16 protein-coding genes are annotated in these 20,428 nt (G+C 61.3%); 8 read left to right on the top strand and 8 right to left on the bottom strand.

Annotated features, from left to right (window positions below; all coding sequences use genetic code 11):
• Nucleotides 1-128: 128 nt before the first annotated feature.
• Nucleotides 129-911, bottom strand: a complete 783-nt coding sequence (locus BTHE68_RS30970; protein ID WP_162070110.1) for a bestrophin-like domain — start codon at nt 909-911, stop codon at nt 129-131.
• Here BTHE68_RS30970 and BTHE68_RS37050 point away from each other — a divergent pair.
• The 3 genes from BTHE68_RS37050 (at nt 899) to BTHE68_RS30955 (ending at nt 4,236) form a co-directional block, all read left to right on the top strand.
• Complete coding sequence (locus tag BTHE68_RS37050) at nt 899-1,279, top strand: DUF3563 family protein (RefSeq protein WP_232078290.1); 381 nt, start codon at nt 899-901, stop codon at nt 1,277-1,279. The two genes, BTHE68_RS30970 and BTHE68_RS37050, sit on opposite strands and share 13 nt — an antisense overlap.
• 87 nt (nt 1,280-1,366) lie before the next feature.
• Nucleotides 1,367-2,305: an aldo/keto reductase gene (locus tag BTHE68_RS30960; protein ID WP_162070109.1), complete on the top strand. Its 939-nt coding sequence runs from the start codon at nt 1,367-1,369 to the stop codon at nt 2,303-2,305.
• 401 nt (nt 2,306-2,706) lie between these two features.
• Complete coding sequence (locus tag BTHE68_RS30955) at nt 2,707-4,236, top strand: M12 family metallopeptidase (protein ID WP_232078288.1); 1,530 nt, start codon at nt 2,707-2,709, stop codon at nt 4,234-4,236.
• A 4-nt stretch (nt 4,237-4,240) separates the two neighbouring features.
• Here the strand turns inward: BTHE68_RS30955 and BTHE68_RS30950 are convergent, their stop codons facing one another.
• Nucleotides 4,241-4,510: a hypothetical protein gene (locus tag BTHE68_RS30950; RefSeq protein WP_162070108.1), complete on the bottom strand. Its 270-nt coding sequence runs from the start codon at nt 4,508-4,510 to the stop codon at nt 4,241-4,243.
• 445 nt (nt 4,511-4,955) lie between these two features.
• Between BTHE68_RS30950 and BTHE68_RS30945 the strand changes: the two genes are divergently transcribed.
• The 3 genes from BTHE68_RS30945 (at nt 4,956) to rpoD (ending at nt 7,767) form a co-directional block, all read left to right on the top strand.
• The gene (locus BTHE68_RS30945; protein ID WP_162070107.1) at nt 4,956-5,234 is read left to right on the top strand and encodes a hypothetical protein; all 279 of its coding nucleotides are present in this window, start codon (nt 4,956-4,958) and stop codon (nt 5,232-5,234) included.
• Nucleotides 5,235-5,281: 47 nt separating this feature from the next.
• Nucleotides 5,282-5,497: a hypothetical protein gene (locus tag BTHE68_RS37045; RefSeq protein WP_225936478.1), complete on the top strand. Its 216-nt coding sequence runs from the start codon at nt 5,282-5,284 to the stop codon at nt 5,495-5,497.
• 365 nt (nt 5,498-5,862) lie between these two features.
• Nucleotides 5,863-7,767 carry an RNA polymerase sigma factor RpoD gene (gene rpoD / locus BTHE68_RS30935; RefSeq protein ID WP_162070105.1) on the top strand — a complete coding sequence of 635 codons (1,905 nt, stop codon included), beginning with the start codon at nt 5,863-5,865 and terminating at the stop codon, nt 7,765-7,767.
• A gap of 9 nt (nt 7,768-7,776) precedes the next feature.
• Here rpoD and BTHE68_RS30930 read toward each other — a convergent pair whose 3' ends face one another.
• The 6 genes from BTHE68_RS30930 to BTHE68_RS30905 all read right to left on the bottom strand — a co-directional run bounded on the left by BTHE68_RS30930 (nt 7,777) and on the right by BTHE68_RS30905 (nt 19,300).
• Nucleotides 7,777-8,511 carry a S1 family peptidase gene (locus tag BTHE68_RS30930; RefSeq protein ID WP_162070104.1) on the bottom strand — a complete coding sequence of 245 codons (735 nt, stop codon included), beginning with the start codon at nt 8,509-8,511 and terminating at the stop codon, nt 7,777-7,779.
• A 147-nt stretch (nt 8,512-8,658) separates the two neighbouring features.
• Nucleotides 8,659-8,877: a hypothetical protein gene (locus BTHE68_RS30925; RefSeq protein ID WP_162070103.1), complete on the bottom strand. Its 219-nt coding sequence runs from the start codon at nt 8,875-8,877 to the stop codon at nt 8,659-8,661.
• Nucleotides 8,878-9,048: 171 nt separating this feature from the next.
• The gene (locus tag BTHE68_RS30920; RefSeq protein ID WP_061177343.1) at nt 9,049-9,252 is read right to left on the bottom strand and encodes a cold-shock protein; all 204 of its coding nucleotides are present in this window, start codon (nt 9,250-9,252) and stop codon (nt 9,049-9,051) included.
• A 217-nt stretch (nt 9,253-9,469) separates the two neighbouring features.
• Complete coding sequence (locus BTHE68_RS30915; protein ID WP_162070102.1) at nt 9,470-16,645, bottom strand: non-ribosomal peptide synthetase; 7,176 nt, start codon at nt 16,643-16,645, stop codon at nt 9,470-9,472.
• Nucleotides 16,646-16,730: 85 nt separating this feature from the next.
• Nucleotides 16,731-18,422 (bottom strand): cyclic peptide export ABC transporter, encoded by a 1,692-nt coding sequence (locus tag BTHE68_RS30910; RefSeq protein ID WP_162070101.1) that lies wholly within the window; start codon nt 18,420-18,422, stop codon nt 16,731-16,733.
• Entirely contained in the window at nt 18,410-19,300 is an 891-nt protein-coding gene (locus tag BTHE68_RS30905; protein WP_232078286.1) for an alpha/beta fold hydrolase, read from the bottom strand. Before BTHE68_RS30905 ends, BTHE68_RS30910 begins: the two co-directional genes overlap by 13 nt.
• Nucleotides 19,301-19,462: 162 nt before the next feature.
• On the opposite strand from BTHE68_RS30905, the gene BTHE68_RS30900 reads away from it, so the two are divergent.
• Together BTHE68_RS30900 and BTHE68_RS30895 are read left to right on the top strand one after the other, a co-directional pair.
• Nucleotides 19,463-19,666, top strand: a complete 204-nt coding sequence (locus BTHE68_RS30900; RefSeq protein WP_061177443.1) for a DUF6900 domain-containing protein — start codon at nt 19,463-19,465, stop codon at nt 19,664-19,666.
• A complete protein-coding gene (locus BTHE68_RS30895; protein WP_225936479.1) occupies nt 19,632-20,381 on the top strand; it encodes a GAF domain-containing protein in 750 nt (249 codons plus the stop codon). Before BTHE68_RS30900 ends, BTHE68_RS30895 begins: the two co-directional genes overlap by 35 nt.
• Nucleotides 20,382-20,428: the final 47 nt, after the last annotated feature.

Below are 20,428 nucleotides of genomic sequence, written 5' to 3'. Positions count from 1 at the left end.
TTTCGGAATCTGCGGTGTGCGGTCCCTGCGTTACGGCGAATGTCGTCCCGAGCCGCCGTAGCGAAATATACGACGGGAATTGCAAGGATAGTTAACCGCTCCTTACAAAGCAAAGTCCTCCGCGACGATCAACGATCGTCGGGCATTACTTGCAGAAGCGGTTCGGGCGTCAGGGCGATTTCGCCCGTGAAAGGCCGGTCGTGCGCGAGGATCAGCAGGACGGTCGTTGCGAGCGCCGCCGAGAACAAGCCGATCGCCACGGCTGATGTCAGCCGGCTCTCGCCATGAACCAGCGCGATCGCGAACAGCAGGCAGACGGCCAGAAACGACAGACATGCCCATTTGACACCGCTCACTTCGGAGCGACTGATCAGAATGCGCTCGCGTCGCGCGGCGAGCGCCTGCTCCAGCGATGCCGCCACGTCGCGCTGCGCGGTCTGCTGTCCGGGCGTATCGACCTTGAGGGACAGCGTGAACTGGATTGCCTTGTTCAGCGCAGGAGGGCTGATGTTCAGCGTCACGATGCCTTGCGCCATCAACGGCCATTCGGAGCTGGCGACTTCCCGAATGTAGTCTCGAATCAGCTTGCGCAATTCGGTCTGCGCTTCCGGTGGAAGAACGGCCGACATGACGACAACCGATCTGAGTGCGCCGGCTTCCGAATCGATGGCGGCATCGGCGCGCGTCGTGTCGTTCCAGACCTGCGCGGCAGTGAATGCGATGAACAAACCGAAGATGACGCCGATCGGAGAAAGCAGGCCCGGTGATATCGCCTTGTACGACTTGCCGTGCCTGCCGGCGGCGAGCGAGCTGGTAATGACATGAATCACTGCGCCCGCGAGAAACGTCGCGCCGAAGACGACGAGCGCCATGAGTCCGATCGGCAGATTGTGCAGCCATGTACTCATCATTGCGGCCTGCTCCCCATTCGGCGCACTCATTGGAAGCTAATTCTCAGGCATTAATCTGCTTCACATCGGCGGTGCATGTGAAGCGATTCAACGAAACGGATTTTACGTGCGCTGCGTCAGGCGGCGAGGCATTCCGCGAACGTCGCCATCTTCAGGACAAGGAGCACATCATGTTCGCACTTCTTTCGCATCTCATCGGCAAACTGGTTTCCAGCGCGGACGTTCCTTCGAACCGCGCTTATCTCGCGTCGTCATCGGATATGGCGGATCTCGAACGCCGCATGCGTCAGGTCGAATACGACGATCGCGCCTACAGCATGGCGTTTTGCGGTAGCGTATCGCGCGATCGGAATGCGTTTGCGCAGTGAGCGGATCGCGCCCAATCTAGCAGAAACGGTCGTCCCGCGGCATCCGGTATGGAGGCGCATACTCTCCGGATTACGGAGGGTATCGTTATGACCACGCTTTCAGATTTCCGGCTTGTCAGGTTGCCGCTCGCCCGAGGCAGCGGCGCGATGCCCGCCATCGGTTTCGGCACGCTCATTGCCGATGCCGCCACGACGAAAAGCGCGACCCGCGATGCGCTGAAGGTCGGCTACCGGCATTTCGATTGCGCCGAGCGATATCGAAACGAACGCGAGGTAGGCGAGGCGTTGCAGGCGGGACTATCGTCCGAAAGAATCGCGCGCGATGAAATCTTCGTTACCACCAAGTTGTGGAATTCGAATCATCGGCCAGAGCGCGTCGGGCCGGCTTTCGAGGCGAGTTGCGAAAGGCTTCGGCTCGACTATGTGGACCTCTATCTCATGCATACGCCGTTTGCGTTTCGGCCAGGCGACGAGCAGGATCCGCGCGATGAACACGGCAACATCGTTTATGACGATGGCGTGACGCTGCTCGACACGTGGACGGCGATGGAAGACCTCGTCGACCGTGGCCGATGCCGCGCCATCGGACTGTCCGACATCGGACTGGAGGAACTGCGGCCGCTGTACGAATCCGCCAGAATCAAACCGGCGGTCGTGCAGGTGGAGGCGCATCCCTATCTTCCGGAAGCCGATCTGCTGGATTTCTGCAAGTCGCATGACATCGTGTTGCTCGCATTCGCGCCGCTCGGGCACGGCATCAAGCCCGGGCCGCTGGACGATCCGGTCATCACGGCGCTCGCCGCGCGATTGCAACGCACGCCTGCTCAGGTGTTGCTTGCCTGGGCCGTGCAGCGTGGCACGGCTTTGCTGACCACGCCCAAGAGCGCGCAGCGCGCCCAGGAAAACTTCGATATCTGCGCATTGCCCGATGATGCGTTCGACGCGATCAACGCGATCCAGACCCGGGTCAGGTTCAACGAAGTCGTGAAAACCGGCAGCCCCGGCTTCATTCCACGCAGCGCTTAGAGCGCGTTATGCGATCACAAAGCGCGCCGTCTCTCTGATCCGACAATTCGGAGAATTATTGATTGACGTATTCATGCTGTAGGGCACAAGCTTCAGCAATACTCCGTAATAAAGCTTCCAGTTTGATTACACGCTGAGAATACCCTTCCTTCCGCCATGCGCGCAGGTTCGCATGGTCTCGATACACGGAGACGAAAATGAGAAGGATATGCGCGCTGGCACTGGCTATATCGTCAGGAGTATTGATTAGTGGATGCGGCGGCGACTCAGGCTCGGATGCACTGGGCTCGAACGCGAAGAGCACCGCCGGACAATCCGCCTCACAGGGAGCGGCCACGACCAAGGGTTACGCGTTGTCGACCGTCATCTGGGACCGCGTACCAATCGGCGTTTGCTGGGACATGAACAACGCCGATTTCGCGCGCTACTCGGCGCAGCGCAACTGGAGCCGTCTCGCGGTCCAGGAAACCTGGGAGCAGCATTCCGGCGCACGGTTCACGGGCTGGCAGCAATGCAAGAGCGATCCGAACTACTATGGCATACGGGTCAAGGTCGAGGACAATGCCGAGACCGGACCGCATACCTTCGGCCTCGGCGCAATGCTGAATAACGCCGTGGGTGGAATGACGCTCGATTTCACGTTCAAGAACTGGAGTCCGAGTTGTCAGGGGCGCGAGGAGTACTGCATTCGCCGGATTGCCGCGCACGAATTCGGTCACGCGCTGGGCTTCGCGCATGAACAGAACAGGCCCGACACACCTTCGACCTGCAAGGAGCCCGTGCAAGGCAATTCGGGCGACACGATGATCGGCGAGTGGGATCTCGCATCGATCATGAATTACTGCAATCCGAACTGGAACGGCGACGGTAAATTAAGTGCTACCGACATCGAAATGGCGCAGAAGTACTACGGGCCTCCGAGGACCGACGAGACCGTCTATGCGTTGACGCGCGCTCAGGCTCCGGCGCAGGTGACCGCGTATGATTTCGCTTCGCGCGCCGTGAAGGCGTCGATCGATCTTACGCTGACGGGCGACTACAAACGGGTCGATCAGATGTTCGCCAGCACCGACGGAAAGCGTCTGCATGTGCTGCTGGAGAGAAGTCCGACCTCGATCGATCTCGCCACCATCGACACCGCGAGCAATACGGTGCTGCACGTCACGCCCATCGGTCCTTTGTTGGCGGCTTCTACCGGTTATAGCCTCCTGCCCGCGCCGGATGGAAGGCAGGTCTATCTGTCGAGCAAGGGCTTCGTCGGCATCATCGACACGGACTCGGGGGCGCTGCTCAGGAAAATCGCGGTGCCCGAAGGCTATGCCGTCATCCGGATGGCAACGGCCAGAAACGACGCCGGAACCCTGTTCGCGCTGACGAACGCATCGGGGACGAATCTGGAAGTGCTTCGCATCGATATCGCCAGCGCGTTGATCACGGGCGGTTATCCGGCGGGCTCGGTGCCCAGCGTGATCCGTGATCAATTCACCGTGACGCCTGATGCGAAGAAGGCCTACTTCGTCAGCTTTGCGTCGCCGCTCGCCGACGGCAGGTTGACGGAAATGGATCTGGAGAGCGGCATCACGCGTGTGCTGACCGATCTGGCGGAAAAGCAGCCGACATCGCTCACGGCCATCGGAAATCAGCAAATCCTCTTTGCCGATGACCATGCTACAAGCCCGAGTCCGGTCATTCTCTATGACGTGACGACACGAGCCAAGGCGACCTTGCTGAGCGCCTCGAAACCGGTCGACTTCATCCAGTACGAGCCGACGACCCAATCGATCTTTCTCGAACAGGAAGGCACATGGTCCGTCAGTCAGTTGAAGCAGATGGCTAACGGAAAGTACCGAAGCATCGACCTCGGGATGCGGTCGTTCACGAGCGGTTCCGTGTACAGCAACGTTGCGCCCTTCGTGGTCGTGGCGCGTTGAGCGCCTAAGCGCTGTTCGCCGCGTGCCTGCCGATCTGCCGGGTCATGTACTCGTTCGAATCGACATGTTCCGGCGTCAGCGAAAGGCCGCACGCGGCGCACGCGGGCGTGTTCTCAGCGAAGAGCCGATCGGCTCCGTCGTAGTGACCGGCGTGCGACAGGTCGTGTAGCGTGGCCTGATACCAGTGAGACTGTCCATCATCGTAGATGCTCTCGACAATCGAGCCGCGATGACCGCAGGGGCAGTTCACGTAGGTGATGAAGCGGACTTTCATGCATACCTCGGGATCGTTGGCATAGTGTTGAGGGGTGCGATGACAGCGGCACTTGTCGTCCTTGTCGTGAACACGCGAAGGATGCGCGAATTCTCGCGGAAGTCTTGCGCGTGGATGGCGCGCAATACGTGTACCCACGCTATTCGAAGCGTCCGCGCGCATTCGGCACGCGGCGATCAGGGAAGAATAGACATCGTCTACCCAGCCGGGCCGGGCTGCAAGGCAAAATTTCGCTATACAAAACCTGCAAACCGCGTAGGATGGGCCTATCAAGTGAGCGGCGCACACTTCGCGCACTCGCTGGCGCTTGAGCGCCTGCCCTGAACGGGATCAGTCTCAGATCGGAGACCGTGCAACGCGGTCGTGAGTCAGCTTTGCCGATACTGCTCCACGCACCCTTACTTAATTGCCTTATTGCCGCGTGAATGCGGCGCGGGATCATCTGATGACAGCCGAAATCCGTCTTTATCGTGGCCTGGAAATTTATCCGCTCGTTTTTGCGCATCGGCCCGCGGGGTCTGGACATGGTGCCAATCCGGACGAGGGATACGACGCCGCCGTGCGTATCCAGGAACCGCCAGTGCCGATGGGCGTACCGCGAAGCCGCGTCTTCAAAGTCAGCGAGGAGCCGTTTCAGAGCGCCGGCGACGCGCGTCGCGCATCGACTGCCTATGCCGAGCAGATGATCGATACGTGTCCGCAGGCGAGGTCGTTCCTCGATTAGCGATACGCGTCATCTTCGCAATCCGCGATCATGAGAGAGACAACGATATGCAACCCAGCACCACCAGCTTTCGCATCGATCCAACACCGCGCCGGGCCGACGGCGAGTATATGGCGCATGCGCGCATCAGCACCAACGGTGTGGATGGCAGCGAAACGGATGTTTTCATCAGCGGCGATCTTGCCGGCTTCGACCGGCGTGACGAAGCTGTCGCGTTCGCGAGGAACTGGGCGCAGGAATGGCTCCATGTTCGTTTCGGTTGAATCGGCTTCTTTTTCCGTCGATTGAAACGCGTGCTGGCCAGGGTCTGTTCACCTATAAAACGGCCATGCGTTGCCCCGTAAAAGGGCCGATCGCAAGGAATGCGACGAAGCTAATACCGGGCGTATTCGCGAGGAGCATGACGCCGCGAGCGGCCCTTTTACGGGGCAACCCCTAGCTCTAAATTCAAGTCAGGGGAACGCCCGAAATCGGCCGCATTGCGGCGTCGCGCGTCGCTTGTTTGGGGCGGCCAAACGGCGCGACGCGCTCCTTGCACTGCAGCCGATTTCGGGCGTTCGCATGGCCGTTTTATAGGTGAACAGACCCTGAGTCTCACATTGGCAATGCAGCTTGCGGCGGAGAGAGAATGGCCGGTTCCCACGTAAAAGAAGCAACTGAAGATTCGCGCTCACAGGCGCCGAAGGCCCGCGCCGCAACGGCGAAGAAGGGCAAGCTGGTCATCGCGGCCGCACCCGTCGATATGTTGCGGACGGAACAGCAACACGCAGTGCGCGCCTTGATCCATCTGGGCAAGGATCAGGGCTTTGTCACGCACGCACAGATCAACGATCATCTGCCGGGCGATCTCGCGCAACCCGCCGTGCTCGACGACATCTCGCGCACCTTCCGCGAGATGGGCGTAGCGGTCTACGAACACGTGCCCAACCCCGAGACGCTGCTGCTCGGTGACACGGTCCCGATCGTCACGCTCGACGACCAGTCGGACGAGGATGCCGAAAGCGCGCTGTCCACCGTCGATGCCGAACTTGGCCGCACGACCGATCCGGTGCGTATGTACATGCGTGAGATGGGCGCGAAGCAATTGCTGACGCGCACGGCCGAGCTTCAGATTGCCAGGCGTATCGAAGAAAGTCTCAATGAGATGATTCAGGCCATCGCGGCCTGCCCGCCGATCATCTCGATGATCCTCGCAAGCGCGCGCCAGGTTGCGGCCGGCGAACTCGGCATCGATGAACTGATCGATGGTATCGATGACGACAGCATGCCGGCAGCGCTGGAGGTCGCGCAATCCACGCGCGACGATGACGAAAGCGACGCCGATTCAGAGGACGAAGCGAACCGCTTGCGGCTGACGCAACTCAGGGACGGCGCACTTGTCCTGTTTGCCCGCGTGGGCGAGTGCGTCGATCGATCGCGCAAAGACCCGAAGGCTCACGACGCCATTCGCAGCGAACTTGCGCGCGTGCGCTTCACGGCACGCACCGTCGATCGCCTTTGCAGCGACATGCAGCAGCGCCTCGCGAATGTGCGTCAGATCGAGCGGCGGATCGGCAGCATCGCTATCGACCGTTGCGGGATGCCGCGCGAGCATTTCATTGCATCGTTTCCGGGCCACGAGACCAATCTCGGCTGGACTACGAAAGCCGCCGCGAAATCGCACGAATATGGCGCATCGCTGGAACGCAGCCTGCCCGATATCCAGGCCGAGCAGCACAGTCTGATCGATCTCGAACGGCTCGCGGCGATGCCGATTCAACAGTTGAAGCAAGTCAGCCGGCAATTGCTCGCGGCTGAATCGCGCATGCGGCGCGCGAAGAACGACATGATCGAGGCGAATCTGCGCCTGGTGATTTCGATCGCCAAGAAATACGTGAATCGCGGCGTGCACTTTCTGGATCTGGTTCAGGAAGGCAATATCGGCTTGATGAAGGCCGTCGACAAATTCGAGTACAGGCGCGGCTGGAAATTCTCTACGTATGCGACGTGGTGGGTCCGTCAGGCGGTGACGCGCGCGGTCGCGGATCAGGCGCGCACCATCCGCGTGCCGGTGCATATGGTCGAGACGATCAACAAGCTCAACCGCATTTCGAGCGAGATTCTGCAGCAGACCGGCAAGCCTGCGCCGTCGGCTGCTTTGGCCGAGCGCATGGAGTTGCCCGAGGCGCGCATCAGCAGCATTCAGAAGATGGCGATGCATCTGATCTCGCTGGACGCGCCGGCCAACGACGAAGCCGAAACGACGCTCGGCGACATGATCGAGGATTCGAACGAGGCTTCGCCGCTCCAGGCCGCCGAGCACGCGGACATGCGTATCGCCATAAACGATGCGTTGAGCGTGCTGTTGCCACGCGAGGCGAAGGTGCTGCGAATGCGCTTCGGAATCGATATGCCCAGCGAATTCACGCTTGGCGAGCTGGGTACGCAACTGGGCGTATCGCGCGAACGCGTCCGGCAGATCGAAAGCCAGGCTATCCGCAAGCTGATGCATCCCAGCCGCGCGGACAAGCTGCGTTCGTTTCTCGATCGTTAGCTTGCCGAATCAGTTTTCGGTGAGGCGCATCAGGACATCGGCGTACCAGGCGCTGTTGAGGCCGAGCGTTTCGTCGACGTGCAGGTCGCGCTGGGTCATGTCGATGGTCGATGAATGGATGCCCAGGAGGCGCCAGGGAAGCGCGCACGACGCGCCGTTGGCATCGGTCGACAGGTGGCTTATCACGACGGGCGCGCCGCTCGTGCCCCGGTGTGTGCGGGCATCGGTGATGAAGCAGCCTTTGCCCTGAAACCGCAGCCCGAAAGCGGACGCGATGACGCCCTGCCTCACCACCGGCAGATGATGCAGCGAGTCGTGAAATCCCAGCGGAAAACCGACGATCAGCACGGAAGCGCCGATCGGCATCGAGTCGCTCGATGTAGGCAGATGTTCAGGACGAAACGCGGCAAATACCGCCGTGCGCGGCAACTGATCCCGTGGAACTTCGAGCACGGCGACGTCGATCTCGCCGCCCGCATCCGATGCCTGCCGCCACAGGCTCATGCCTGTGGCATAGAGCGGCAGCGACACCCACGCCGAAGCGCCCAGATTGCCGCGATCCACGTGCAGTTCGATCTCGACGTGATCCGGAAAATGCTGGCTTGGCGCATCCACGAGCACATGACGGCTCGTGACGAGAAAGAGACGCTCCTCGCGCGCGAAGAAGAAACCGCTCGCGTTGGTCAGATGGCGCGTTTGTGCAAATGTGCGAACTCGCACGGCGGTCAGCAAGAGTGCTTCCACCGTGGGCTTGCGCGCTGTGTCAGGCTCGTTGAGCAAATAGGAAATGGCGGTGGTTCCTGCAAGGAAGACACGCCAGAACGGACATCCGGGCGGAGTGATTCATGGTACGCGCTTCAGCGCGCGTGCAAAATGAATCTTTCGCTTCGTCTATCCGCGTGTGTCGATCCAGTCCTTCGCCCAGCGGCGCGCGTAGGAGATCGCCTCGCCTTCCTTCGAGAAATAACCGATGGAATAAAAGGTGTACTGCGATTCAGGAAAATGCTCGTTCGAACGGTCGACGGACACATTGGCCGAGAAGGTTCGATCGGGTAGACGGTGTGCGGATGCTTGTACCGCATAGCCGCGGTAGCTCTGAATGGATGTCATTTGAATTTTATATTTTTGAGCGTCGACACTTAGGTTCGAACGCGGAAATGGAGGAGTGCGTGCGTAGATACCGACCGTTGTCGGGACTCGCTGCGATGAAGCGGGGGTGCGGGGGTGCGGGGAAAGGACCTGAAGGGACGGGATCCGGACGCCGGATCCCGGATACTACGCTTACAGCGGCTTGATGTTCGACGCTTGCATGCCCTTGGGGCCGCGCTTCGTTTCGAAGCTTACTTTCTGACCTTCGACGAGGGTCTTGAAACCATCGGCGCGAATTTCGGAGAAGTGGGCGAACAGATCATCGCCGCCGTTATCGGGCGTAATGAAGCCGAAGCCCTTGGTGTCGTTGAACCACTTGACGGTGCCGTTATCCATGTGAAACCTTGAAAAATATGATGTGCCTGTTGAGCGGGAGAAGAATCAAGGAGGGAGTGGACAACGAATTCCGGCAACGGACGGACGATTGATGAGCAGCAGTCGACTTCTTGAACTTCGCCTTAGAGTATATCAAGTCCAACCGATTTGATCAAGTATTGGGTAAGACTCGGTCGAAGCGCGCGAAATTCGAAACGCGCGCCCCGGATTTTGCACGTTACCCGGTCGTCAACGTCCCGTGCGGTTCGTTCGCGCGCGTCGGCGCGCCGTCATCCAGATGTCTGCAGACGATATCGACCACCTGCCCGGGACGAGTGCCGATGAAATAGTGCTGCCCCTCCGGAATGACGGCCAGCGCCGCCCGATCCGACAACGCGGACCACGCGCGAAAGCGCAGCGCATGTCCGCGCGTCAGGGGATCGTCGCGGCTGACGATGCAGAGTATCGGCGCGGCGATCTTCTCGTCTGCCCGGCGCCGCTCGTATTCGAACGTCAGTTGCGCGTTTCTGCGGAAGTTGCCCATCATGAAGGCGATGACATCCGGCTCCATCTCTTCGGCCGTGCCGCCCCAGCGTTTTATCAGCGCCTGCAGTTTGCTGTCGCTGGTGAAGCTCCAGGGCGCGGGCATCGGCAGCCTGCGCAGAAGCCAGGGAAGCGGAAACGCCGCCGCAACCGTGAGCAGCGCGACTTTCCGCCCACGCCGTTCGAGCTGGCGAACCAGTTCGAACGCCAGAAAACTCCCGACGCAATGGCCGTACACTGCGATCTCGCCCGTGTCCGTATCGATGAGTTCGTCGGCGCAGGCTTGCGCCATTTTCTCCACCGATACGTAATCTTGCGGATCACTGCCAAGCTCATTGCCCGGCAGCGCGATCGCGCGCACGGCGAGCGTCGGATCGCGCGAGCAGAGCGCGTCGGCGAAAGGCCGGAACACGGTGGCCGATGCACCCGCATACGGTGCGCACACGACCGTCAGTCGTGTGGGTGCGGTACCGCGCGCGATCAGCGGGACCAGTGCGCTGGTCTCGTCCGCCGCGTGGGTATCGCGAGCAAGCAGGGCGGCGACGCCCGCGACCGTCGGCTGGCGATAGAAATCGAGCTGAGCGATCTTCTTATCGAACACACTGGCAAGACGCGCCAGCGACGTGATCACTTTCAGCGAATGGCCTCCGAGCGCGAAGAAGTCATCGTGACGGCCAACTCGTTCGACACCCAGAAGCTCCTGCCAGATCCGTGCGATCGTGATTTCCGCCTCTCCTTGCGGCGCTTCGTAGTTCTTCGTCACCACCGATGACTGATCCGGCGCCGGCAACGCACGCCGGTCCAGTTTGCCATTCTGCGTCAGCGGCAACGCATCCAGTTTCACGAAGGCGCTCGGCACCATGTAGTCGGCCAGTACCATCGAGAGCTGTTCACGCAGATCTGCCGCCGATGGTGCCGTTCCGTCATGAGCCACCACATATCCGACCAATTGTTTGTCATCCGAATTATCCTGTCGAACGACTACGACAGCATCGCGCACGCCTTTGCATCCCAGCAGCTTCGCCTCGATCTCGCCCAGCTCGATCCGGAAGCCCCGGATTTTCACCTGGTCATCGTTACGGCCCAGATACTCGAGCGTGCCATCGGCCAGCCAGCGACCGAGATCGCCGGACTTGTACATGCGCGCTTGCGCGTCGCTGCTGAATGGATCGTGCACGAATCGCTGCGCGGTCAGTTCCGCACGGTTCAGGTAGCCGCGCGCGACGCCCGCGCCACCGACATGAATCTCGCCGGTCACGCCCTCGGGCACCGGTTGGCCCTGAGCGTCCAGCACATAGACGCGAAGATCGGGAATCCGCCCGCCTATCGGACTCCGGCCCGTGCGCAGCGCATCCTCGGCGCTCAGCGCGCGATAGGTCACGTGGACCGTGGTTTCCGTGATCCCATACATGTTCACCAGTTGCGTGGCCGCGTTCTGCTCGCGTGCATACCACGGCTGCAGGATCGCTGGCTCCAGAGCTTCGCCACCGAAGACGATCTGGCGCAAACGATGAGTCAGATGGCTTTCACCCTGAGCCGCGATCAATTGCCGGAACGCGCTCGGCGTCTGGTTCAGGATCGTCACCTCTTCGTCGCACAGCAGGCGATAGAAGTCCTGCGGCGAGCGGCTCACCAGCTTCGGCACCACCACCAGCCGGCCGCCATACAGCAGCGCGCCCCAGATTTCCCACACCGAAAAATCGAACGCGAAGGAGTGGAACAGCGTCCAGACATCCTTCGCGCCGAATTCGAACCAGTGGGCCGTGGCGGCGAACAGCCGCACCACATTGCGATGCTCGATCATCACGCCCTTGGGCTGGCCCGTCGAGCCGGACGTGTAGATCACATAGGCAAGGCGGTGCGAGTTCAGATTCGCCACCACCGGGTTGTGCGCCGGTTGTGCGTCGAAGGCCCGGGCGTTCAGTTCGATGACCGGCGCGGAAGGTTCGCCCAGCACGTCGCGCACGCTTGCCTGCGCGAGCACCGCCACCGGCGCGCAATCGTCCAGCATGTAGGCGAGCCGCTCGACAGGGTACGCCGGGTCAAGCGGTACATAGCCCGCGCCGGCCTTCAGAATCCCCAGCACGCCGATCATCATCTCGAGGCCGCGTTCCGCGCAGATCGCGACGCGGTCGTCGGGCTGGACGCCCTCGGCGATCAGGTGATGCGCCAGTTGATTGGCGCGGGCGTTCAGCTCGCCGTAAGTCAGGCGCTGTGCTTCGTACACCACGGCGACGGCGTCGGGCGACTTCGAGACCTGCGCTTCGAACATCGCCGTCAGCGTGGTTTCGGGCACCTCCATCGCGGTTTCGTTGCGCTTCACCAGCAAGCGTTCGCGCTCGGCGAGCGGCAGCATCTCGAGACCGCGTACGGGCAGCGACGGGCTTTGCGCGAGCGCCACCGCCAACGCGTCGAGCGTGCAGTTCATGTAGCCGGCCACGCGTGATGCATCGACACGCGTGTCGGCCTGCACGACCAGTTCGAAGTCGTCACTGAAGTCGTTCACCGACAACAACAGCGGATAGTTGGTGCGCTCATCGCCGCGCAGCACTGTCACGCCGCTCAAGTCGTTCGCTGCGGCGGACGCGCGGCCATGCCGGTAATTCAGCAGCGCGCTGAAGAGCGGCGACGGCGCGGCCACGCCGCTGCAACGCTGCGCCAGCGCCAGCGAAGCGTGTTCATGGTGCAGCAGCGTGGACAATGCCGCGTGCGTGTGCCGCACGGCATCGCCGACGCTGACATCGTGCAGGTCGATTCGAATCGGCAGCGTGTTGATGAACATGCCGAGCACGCGGTCCGCGCCTTCGCCACCCTGCATGCGGCCGAGCAGCACCGTACCGAACACCACGTCCTCACGGCCCGATACCCGCCCCAGCACATGCGCCCACGCAAGATGAAACAGGCTCGCGACACTCACGCCCAGCTTGCGCGCTTCCTCGCGCAACTGCCGGTTCAGTCCCGCCGCGAGCATCGTCCTGAACTCCGCGATGCCCGAGCCGCCGGATTGAACGTCGCTCAGGCCATACGGCAGCGTCGGTTCGTCCACGTCGCCGAGCACTTCGCGGAAGTAAGCCTCGTGTTCGTCGCGGCTGATGCCCAGTCGCGCCTGCGCGACGAAGTTGCGGTACGGAAGCGGAGTGGGGAGGCGATCCGTCTCGCCACGCAGGATCGACTCGATCTCCTGCAGCATCAGTTCGAGCGCCGTGTAGTCCATCACCATGTGATGGCCCAGGAGTTGCAGCAGCCAGCGGCCGTTGGCCTCATCGCGAGCCGCATAAAGGCGCATCATGGGCGCCTGCCGCACGTCCAGCCGATGATGCCGCGAATCGAAACGCTGCGCCAATTGCGCTTCGATCTCGCCACCCTGCGGCGACAGCGTGACTTCCTCGACGATCACCCGCGCTTCGCGCCACACCACCTGAACCGGTTCGGGCAGATCTTCCCACAGCATCGCGGTGCGCAGGATGTCGTGCCGCGCGATCACCGTTTGCAGCGCTTCCACGAAGCGCGCGAGTTCCACGCGCTCGGGCAGGGCCAGCATCATGCTTTGCAGATATGGATCGCTGTCGGCTTCCGCGATATGGTGGAACAGCATCCCCTCGTGCAGCGGCGCAAGAGGATAGATATCCTGAACATTGCTAGCGCCGCCTTCGACGCGCGCCACGACCGCCTCGATCTGCCGCTCGTTGAGCTTCACGAGGGTGAGCATTTCCGGCGAGATCGCTTCGCAGCCGGCGGGAATGCCGTTCGGCGGCACCGCGACCGCGTGGCGCACGTCATGTGCCGCCGCCGCGAGCGCAGCGACGCTCGGCTGACTGAACAGCACGCGCACCTCGGCCTGCACGCCCGCCTGACGCATTCTTTCGATCAGCGTCACCGCCAGCAGCGAATGGCCGCCCAGTTCGAAGAAGTTGTCGTGCCGGCCCACGCGTTCGCGCCCCAGCACTTCGGCCCAGATCGCGGCGATGAGCGTTTCCGAGTCGCCCACCGGCGCTTCGTAATCACGGCGCGTGAACGCTTCGTCGTCCGGCGCGGGCAACGCACGCCGGTCCAGTTTGCCGTTGGGCGTGAGCGGCAGCGCCTCCAGCATCACGTAAGCTGCGGGCACCATGTACTCCGGCAACGTCTGCATCAGATGCGCGCGCATCTGCTGGTTCTGCGGCGCTTCGTGCCCGGCGGCAGGCGTGTAATAGGCCACCAGATGTTTGCTTGCGCCACCCGTCTCGCGCGCCAGAACGACCGCCTCGCGGATGCCTTCATGCGCCGCCAGCCGCGCCTCGATCTCGCCGAGTTCAATGCGAAAGCCCCGTATCTTGACCTGATGGTCGTTGCGGCCCAGAAACTCGATGTTGCCGTCGGGGAGCCAGCGGGCGAGGTCGCCGGTGCGATACATGCGCGCGCCGGGCGCGTCGCTGAAGGGATCATGGAGGAAGCGTTCGGCGCTGAGATCCGGTCGATTCAGATAACCACGCGCGACACCGCCACCGCCGATGAACATCTCGCCGACCGCGCCGGGCGGCATCAACTGGCCGTGTGCATCGAGCAGGTAGATCCGCGTGTTGGGAAGCGGCCGGCCGATGGGCACGGTGTTGCCGTCGAATCCCTCTGGCCTGCGCCACGCTGTTGCGCACACCGTGGTTTCCGTCGGCCCATAGGCGTTGAAAATTTTTATTTCGGATTGCACCGCTCGCATCAGCGGGACACCCGGCGATTCGCCACCCAGCACGAGAACCTGAAGCCTCGGCAGCAGGGCCAGCGAATTCTGTCCCTGCAGCAGCGCGGGTGGCAATTGCGCATGCGTGATGGCGTGCCGTCGCATGTACTCGATCAACGAAGTGGCCGCGAGGCAGTCGTCACGAACCGGCAGATAGAGCGCAGCGCCCGCAGCCAGGGTCATGAATACATCGGCAACGCTGACATCGAAGCCGGGCGACACGAACTGCACGATGCGACTCTCCGGACAGACACCGTAAAGCTCGATCTGCGCTTCAGCGAGATTGACGATGTTGCGATGCTCGACCATGACACCCTTCGGCGTGCCCGTCGACCCGGATGTGTAGATCACGTACGCGAGATCGCGGGAACCGAGACCGGGAACCTGCGGAGCGTGACCGGGCAGGGTGTCGTGGATGGCGTCGGGGCCGAGTGTCGGCACCTCGCCGGTATGACCGAGCGCCTCGCGTCCGGCGGCATCGGCGATAAGCAGTACGGGCGCCCCGTCGCGGAGCATGTAGGCCAGCCGCTCGCCAGGATAGGCCGGATCGAGCGGCACATAGGCCGCGCCTGCCTTGAGAATCGCCAGCAGCGCGATCACGAATTCAGGGCCGCGCTTCACGCACAGCGCCACGCGCGCTTCGGGTCCGACGCCCCGCGCGATCAACTGATGCGCAAGCCGATTGGCCCGCACATCGAGTTGCGCATAGGTAAGAGACTGATCTTCGGAGACGAGCGCGATCGCATCGGGAGTACGCGCGACTTGCCGCGCGACCAGATGATGGACGCACTGCGATTCGGATAACGAAGCGTTCGTGTCAGTCCATCCATCGAGTTGCGCGCGCTCGCCGGGCAACAGCAGCGGGAGCGTATGCAAGGGAGCGCCAGGCTGTGCGATGGCATGCTCCAGAAACTGCGTGAACCGCCGCAAATGCGTTTGCACCGCTTCGGCGGTATAGAGCGCGGCGCTTGCATCGAACACGAGCCTCAGTCCTGCATCCTCTCCTTCATCGTGTACGTGCAGCGTCAGGTCATCCGGAGTGACCGAAAAGGTGCGAGTCGAAGCAACCTCACAATCCGTGAAGGCGATTGCATTGTTGAAGCCGGGCATGATATTCACGATCGGCCCGAACAATCGCTGACCAATATCGAGGCGTTCCAGATCGCGCCGGATATCCTTGATCCGATAGCGTTGATGACGCAATACGCGCAGGCTTTGAGCCGAAACGCGCTTCACGAGGTCGATCATGCTCGACGTCGGATCGACGGGAACGCGCAGCGGCAGGACATTGGACATCATGGCCGGCACGTTCTTGGCCGTACGTCCGACGCGGGCAGTGACGGGCATCCCCAGCACTACTTCATCGGGTTGGCCACTGACGCGCGCCAGATAGGCGGCCATCGCAGCGGTGATGAACTGTGACCACGAGGTGCCGTTCTGCTGGGCCGTCTGGCGCAGGGATACAGCCGTTTCCCGCGCAATCCTGATCCTGGCCTTGACTGTCGAAACGTCAGGCGATGCGTTCTGCACGTCCCCGGCGAGGATCGGGGGTTCGGCGCAATCCGCCAGATATTCGCCCCAGAAATGCTGGTCCTTCTGAAAAGCGCTCGATCCGCGGTAAGCCTCGTCATCGGCGAGCAGATCGGTCAGAGAGCTCCAACTGGCCGCAGCGGGCTGTGATCCGCTCTTCAAGGCCGAATAGATCTGCGCAAGCCGCTCGATGAAAAGAAGAAACGAGTAGCCGTCGAACACGAGGTGATGAAAGCACAGAAACAGAAAGTAGCGCTCCGGCGCAGTCCGCAGCAGTGCGATGTTGAACAACGGCCACGCGTTCAGATCGATCGCGGTGGAACGTTTGGCCTGTACGTGGTCCTCGACTGCCTGAAGCGGATCGGCAGCGCCGCTGACGTCGAGCACTGGCAGTCTGAAGTCGACGCGCTCCAGTACCTGATGCGGCAAGCCGTCCGTGCCGCGCAGTCGGACCTGTACTGCATCCGCCTCCGCGATGGTCTGCCGCAAAGCCGAATCCAATACGTCGATATCGAGTGGCCCGACGATTTCGGTCAGATGCGCCAGGTTGTATCGGGGATCCTGCAAGTCGACCTGTTGTCGAAAGAAGATGCCCAACTGTGCGGGAGTAAGAGGAAAGCTGAGCATGGTTTCACTCGACGAAAAAGTATTAACCAGACGCGCCGCATTGCCGTTCTTCTCATGAGGCACGGACTTCGATGACACTGCCGCATCACTCGGCCACCGTCGAGCCATTGCGTCTTGCATACAGGCCTGCTTTCAGCGCTTCGGCGGATACGTCGACAAGACGTCCCTGCGCGACCTGTACCAGCCGGTCGGCACACTCGAAATAGGCATCGTCATGGGAGATCACGATGACCGTCTTGCCCCGGCGCTTGAGATCGGGAATCAGCTCCGTGTAGAACACACGCCGGAACACGGGGTCCTGATCGGCCGCCCATTCATCGAAAAGATAGATCGGACGATCTTCCAGATACGACGCAATGAGCGCCATGCGCTTGCGTTGTCCGGACGACAGACTCGTCGTGCTGAACCGGTTGCCTCTGAGGCTTACCTTGTGATCGAGTTCGAGCGTGCGCAGATAATGCGTCGCCTGTTTCGCGATCTGCGCCTGATCGTGACAGAGGATCTCGTCGAACAGATGAAAGTCAGCGAACACGGCGGAGAATCGCTGACGATATTGCGTCAGGTTATGTTTATCGACCTCGATGCCGTTCAGCTCGACATGTCCTTGCTCGGGTTCGTAAAGCCCGAGCAGCAGCATCGCGAGCGTGGTCTTGCCGCTGCCGTTTCCGCCGATCAGATAGATCACTTCGCCCTGTTTGACCGAGAGGTCGATTGGCCCGAGCGTGAACGGACGGTCTTCGGTCAGTCCCGGATAGCGGTGCGACACACCGGCGAATCTAAGGAGCGGAGCGCCTTCGACCGTGTCGGCAAAGGGATCGTCTTTTGTCACGTGGGCGTCGTCGTTCGTCGCTTGTGTCAGTTCCGCATCGAGCACGCGGATTCGCGTCAATGCGATGGACGCCTGACGCAGTATCGGCAGGGTGGTCATCACTTCGCTGACAGGCTGAATCAGAAAGAGCAGCAAAAGCGTGAGCGTCACGAGAACGCCAGGCGATTGCGGGAACCAGTGCGGCATGACGAGGAGGATCAGGCCGATGGCCACGTAAAACAACATGCCGCCCGCATTGGCGACGAGCGAGTAGATGAGCATCGCTCGCGTGAAGGAGCGCCGGAAGTTATGCGCAGTAGGATGCACGACGTGATCCGTGAAATACGCGGCTCGCGAGGTGTTGAGCTGCAATTCACGCGTGCCTTCCAGCAGCGAGCGGAAATGCCGGAAGATGACGTCGAGCTGATCGCGAACCGCCTGCATCTCGCGCAGCGGCCAGCGCTCCACGCAGTGATAAATGACAGCTGCGGTTATCAGAAAAAGAAAAAAGCACGCGAATGCCTGCCACGAGAGCCACGCCATATATCCGAGGCACACCGCGATCAGGACCAGATGCCCGAACGTCACCGGAAGCATCTGCGCTGCCTGCGCGAATGTGCCTACGTCCGTCGTGAGAATGGCGAGCAGGCGCGGCTTGCCGAGCGCTTCCAGCTTCTTGTAGGGCGTTTGCAGGATCTTCCGGCATAACTCGATGCGCAAGCTGCATATCACCTGCTGCCCGAAGTCCATGATGAGTATCTGCGAGCTCGTTCTGAAGAGCAGTTGTGCTGCGCAGACGCCGAAGAAGGCGATCGCCAGTCCGCGCGTCGGGATGTGCCCTCCGGCGACGCCGCTGATCAGCCGTGCGATTTCCGCGCTGCAAATGGCACCGGCGAATCCGGCGACGATGCCAATCGCGATACGCGGCAAGGACTGACGTCGAATCTCGGCGGGAATCAACGCGAACATGGCAGGCCTCCATGCGCGACGGGCGACAGGGACGCGAGGAAGGTTTGAATCGTCTGGTTGAATTCGTCTGGATTGTCGGTCATCACGGAGTGACCGGCGCCTGAAATGGTGGCGAGGCGTCCTTGGGGCAACGCCTGATGCGCCATGCGCCATGCCACCTGAGGCTTGAGAATGGCGGAGCCGATGCCTCTCACGACTAGGCTCGGGCATCGCACGGATTTGAGCATGTCCCACAGATGCGCTTCGCGTGATCCTTCATTCAACTGCGAATCATCGGCGACGGCGCGGTCGAGCTTCGGCTCGAAAGCGCCCGTTTGGGTGCGGCGCAACGCGTGCGACGCCAGATGATGCAATGCACGACCGTTCGCGAGCGGACGGCGTTCCTGCAGCCACTGCGCATATTCGGTGATCGAATTGAATTGCGCGGGCGTTTCGCGAATTTCGGCAACGACTCTTTGCGAACCGGCGGCATCCGAATCCGGTCCAAAGTCGACGAGGACGAGTCCGGAGGTAAACTGTTCGAGCATTCCGGTCAAATGTAACGCAACGCTGCCGCCGAGCGAGTGACCTACCAATACCGGCTTTCGTATGTTCAATGCCAGCAGAACTTCAAGCACGTCGCCCGCAAGGGTTCTGGCATCGTAGGCCCGCTCCGGATCCCAGCTCGAATCGCCATGGCCGCGAAGATCGATGGATATGAAACGGCGATCGGCGGATGCGGCTTCCGTCAAGGTGCGCCATACGCCGCTGCACTCGCCGCGACCGTGAAGCAGAACGCACGGTGTTCCGGCACTCCCTGAATCCTCGATGGAAATTTCGAAACGGCCGTTACGGATTCTGACGCTGCGTCGTTGCACGAAAGAGGGTCGTTTCATCATGTCACCTGTCGGGAATCGAACGGAGACAGCTTGGCGGTCGAGAGTTACAGGCAAATTAGGGATCTCGACGCAACCGTATCCGGTCAGGCTAACCGGATGCTAATTTTCGACGCATAACCTACGGTCACATTTACGATGGAGGCGACGAAAATGTGCACGATCATGGAAAGTACAAGAAACGAAGCGCGCGAAGAAGTACTGCGCACCATTTCGGACGAAGTGCTTGGAATCGATTCCTTCGAGCCGGCGGGCATTCCGTCTGCTGGCTTTCGAACCGTGAGCGTGCGCGAACTCAGACGCGCGCTCGATGCCGCTTACGAGGCAGGACTTTTTGTCGGGCGCGCAGCAGGTTACAGCCCTTTCTGACTGGACCCGATGTCGTCGCCGTGACGACGCATGTTCAAATTTTCCGCTGGATATCCACATGAAAAATTCAGAACCTGTATTCGAAGAACAATATCCGGAGCCTGAGGTCGCGGGCACACCGGATTCCCTCAGTTCACCAGAGGAACTCGCGACGATGGTCGCCGACGCGCTGGGCGCGAAGCGATGTGTCGTTTCGATGACGCACGATGAGCGCATTGCCGCAGTGTGCTCCGGTCATTATGCGTCGTTCGGCGAGGTGCATTTGAGCGCGACGACGGCGATCGTCGAATACTCGGACGCGCGCGACAAGATGTTTTCGGTGCTCGAGTTGGGCGGGAAAGCGATTGGCGTCGTGCAGGTTTCGGGTCCGCGAGACAAGCGGCAATTCAGCGAGCATGACCTGAAGCTGCTGCGCATTTTTGCTGCGTTCATTGCGAAAGCGGTCGAGGCTGACCGATTGCAGAAGCTCGTCGCTTCGCCCTTCGCGCGAATGACACTGAAGCGCGCTTCGGATCAGACGATCGGTGACATCGTCGCTCAGTCGGTCCAGAATCCGGGCCAGCTTTCGAAGATGCTCGCGCGATCCTTCTATCGCGAAATGACGCGCGCAGGTTTCGATTTCAATCAGATCATCGGCGCGGCCACCGAAATCATTTCCGAACTCGCCAGTAACGTGCGCAAGCATAGCGATCGAAAGACGCGGCGAGGAAGTTAGCGATTCGCATCGAGTAGCGGGCGGCGGCGCGTTGTGCGCCGCCTTTT

It is taken from the genome of Burkholderia sp. THE68 (assembly GCF_009938265.1).
GTDB lineage: Bacteria > Pseudomonadota > Gammaproteobacteria > Burkholderiales > Burkholderiaceae > Caballeronia.
Note: the sequence above shows the minus strand (reverse complement) of the source record. Positions and strands in the feature narration are given on the sequence as shown.

What these genes read in the sequence shown, in the direction of transcription:
- BTHE68_RS30925 (WP_162070103.1), bottom strand. Translation starts at nt 8,877, where the DNA reads ATGACATCCATTCAGAGCTACCGCGGCTATGCGGTACAAGCATCCGCA.
- rpoD (WP_162070105.1), top strand. Translation starts at nt 5,863, where the DNA reads ATGGCCGGTTCCCACGTAAAAGAAGCAACTGAAGATTCGCGCTCACAG.
- BTHE68_RS30945 (WP_162070107.1), top strand. Translation starts at nt 4,956, where the DNA reads ATGACAGCCGAAATCCGTCTTTATCGTGGCCTGGAAATTTATCCGCTC.
- BTHE68_RS30970 (WP_162070110.1), bottom strand. Translation starts at nt 911, where the DNA reads ATGATGAGTACATGGCTGCACAATCTGCCGATCGGACTCATGGCGCTC.
- BTHE68_RS37045 (WP_225936478.1), top strand. Translation starts at nt 5,282, where the DNA reads ATGCAACCCAGCACCACCAGCTTTCGCATCGATCCAACACCGCGCCGG.
- BTHE68_RS30960 (WP_162070109.1), top strand. Translation starts at nt 1,367, where the DNA reads ATGACCACGCTTTCAGATTTCCGGCTTGTCAGGTTGCCGCTCGCCCGA.
- BTHE68_RS30900 (WP_061177443.1), top strand. Translation starts at nt 19,463, where the DNA reads ATGGAAAGTACAAGAAACGAAGCGCGCGAAGAAGTACTGCGCACCATT.
- BTHE68_RS30920 (WP_061177343.1), bottom strand. Translation starts at nt 9,252, where the DNA reads ATGGATAACGGCACCGTCAAGTGGTTCAACGACACCAAGGGCTTCGGC.
- BTHE68_RS30915 (WP_162070102.1), bottom strand. Translation starts at nt 16,645, where the DNA reads ATGCTCAGCTTTCCTCTTACTCCCGCACAGTTGGGCATCTTCTTTCGA.
- BTHE68_RS37050 (WP_232078290.1), top strand. Translation starts at nt 899, where the DNA reads ATGTACTCATCATTGCGGCCTGCTCCCCATTCGGCGCACTCATTGGAA.
- BTHE68_RS30950 (WP_162070108.1), bottom strand. Translation starts at nt 4,510, where the DNA reads ATGAAAGTCCGCTTCATCACCTACGTGAACTGCCCCTGCGGTCATCGC.
- BTHE68_RS30955 (WP_232078288.1), top strand. Translation starts at nt 2,707, where the DNA reads ATGAACAACGCCGATTTCGCGCGCTACTCGGCGCAGCGCAACTGGAGC.
- BTHE68_RS30910 (WP_162070101.1), bottom strand. Translation starts at nt 18,422, where the DNA reads ATGTTCGCGTTGATTCCCGCCGAGATTCGACGTCAGTCCTTGCCGCGT.
- BTHE68_RS30905 (WP_232078286.1), bottom strand. Translation starts at nt 19,300, where the DNA reads ATGATGAAACGACCCTCTTTCGTGCAACGACGCAGCGTCAGAATCCGT.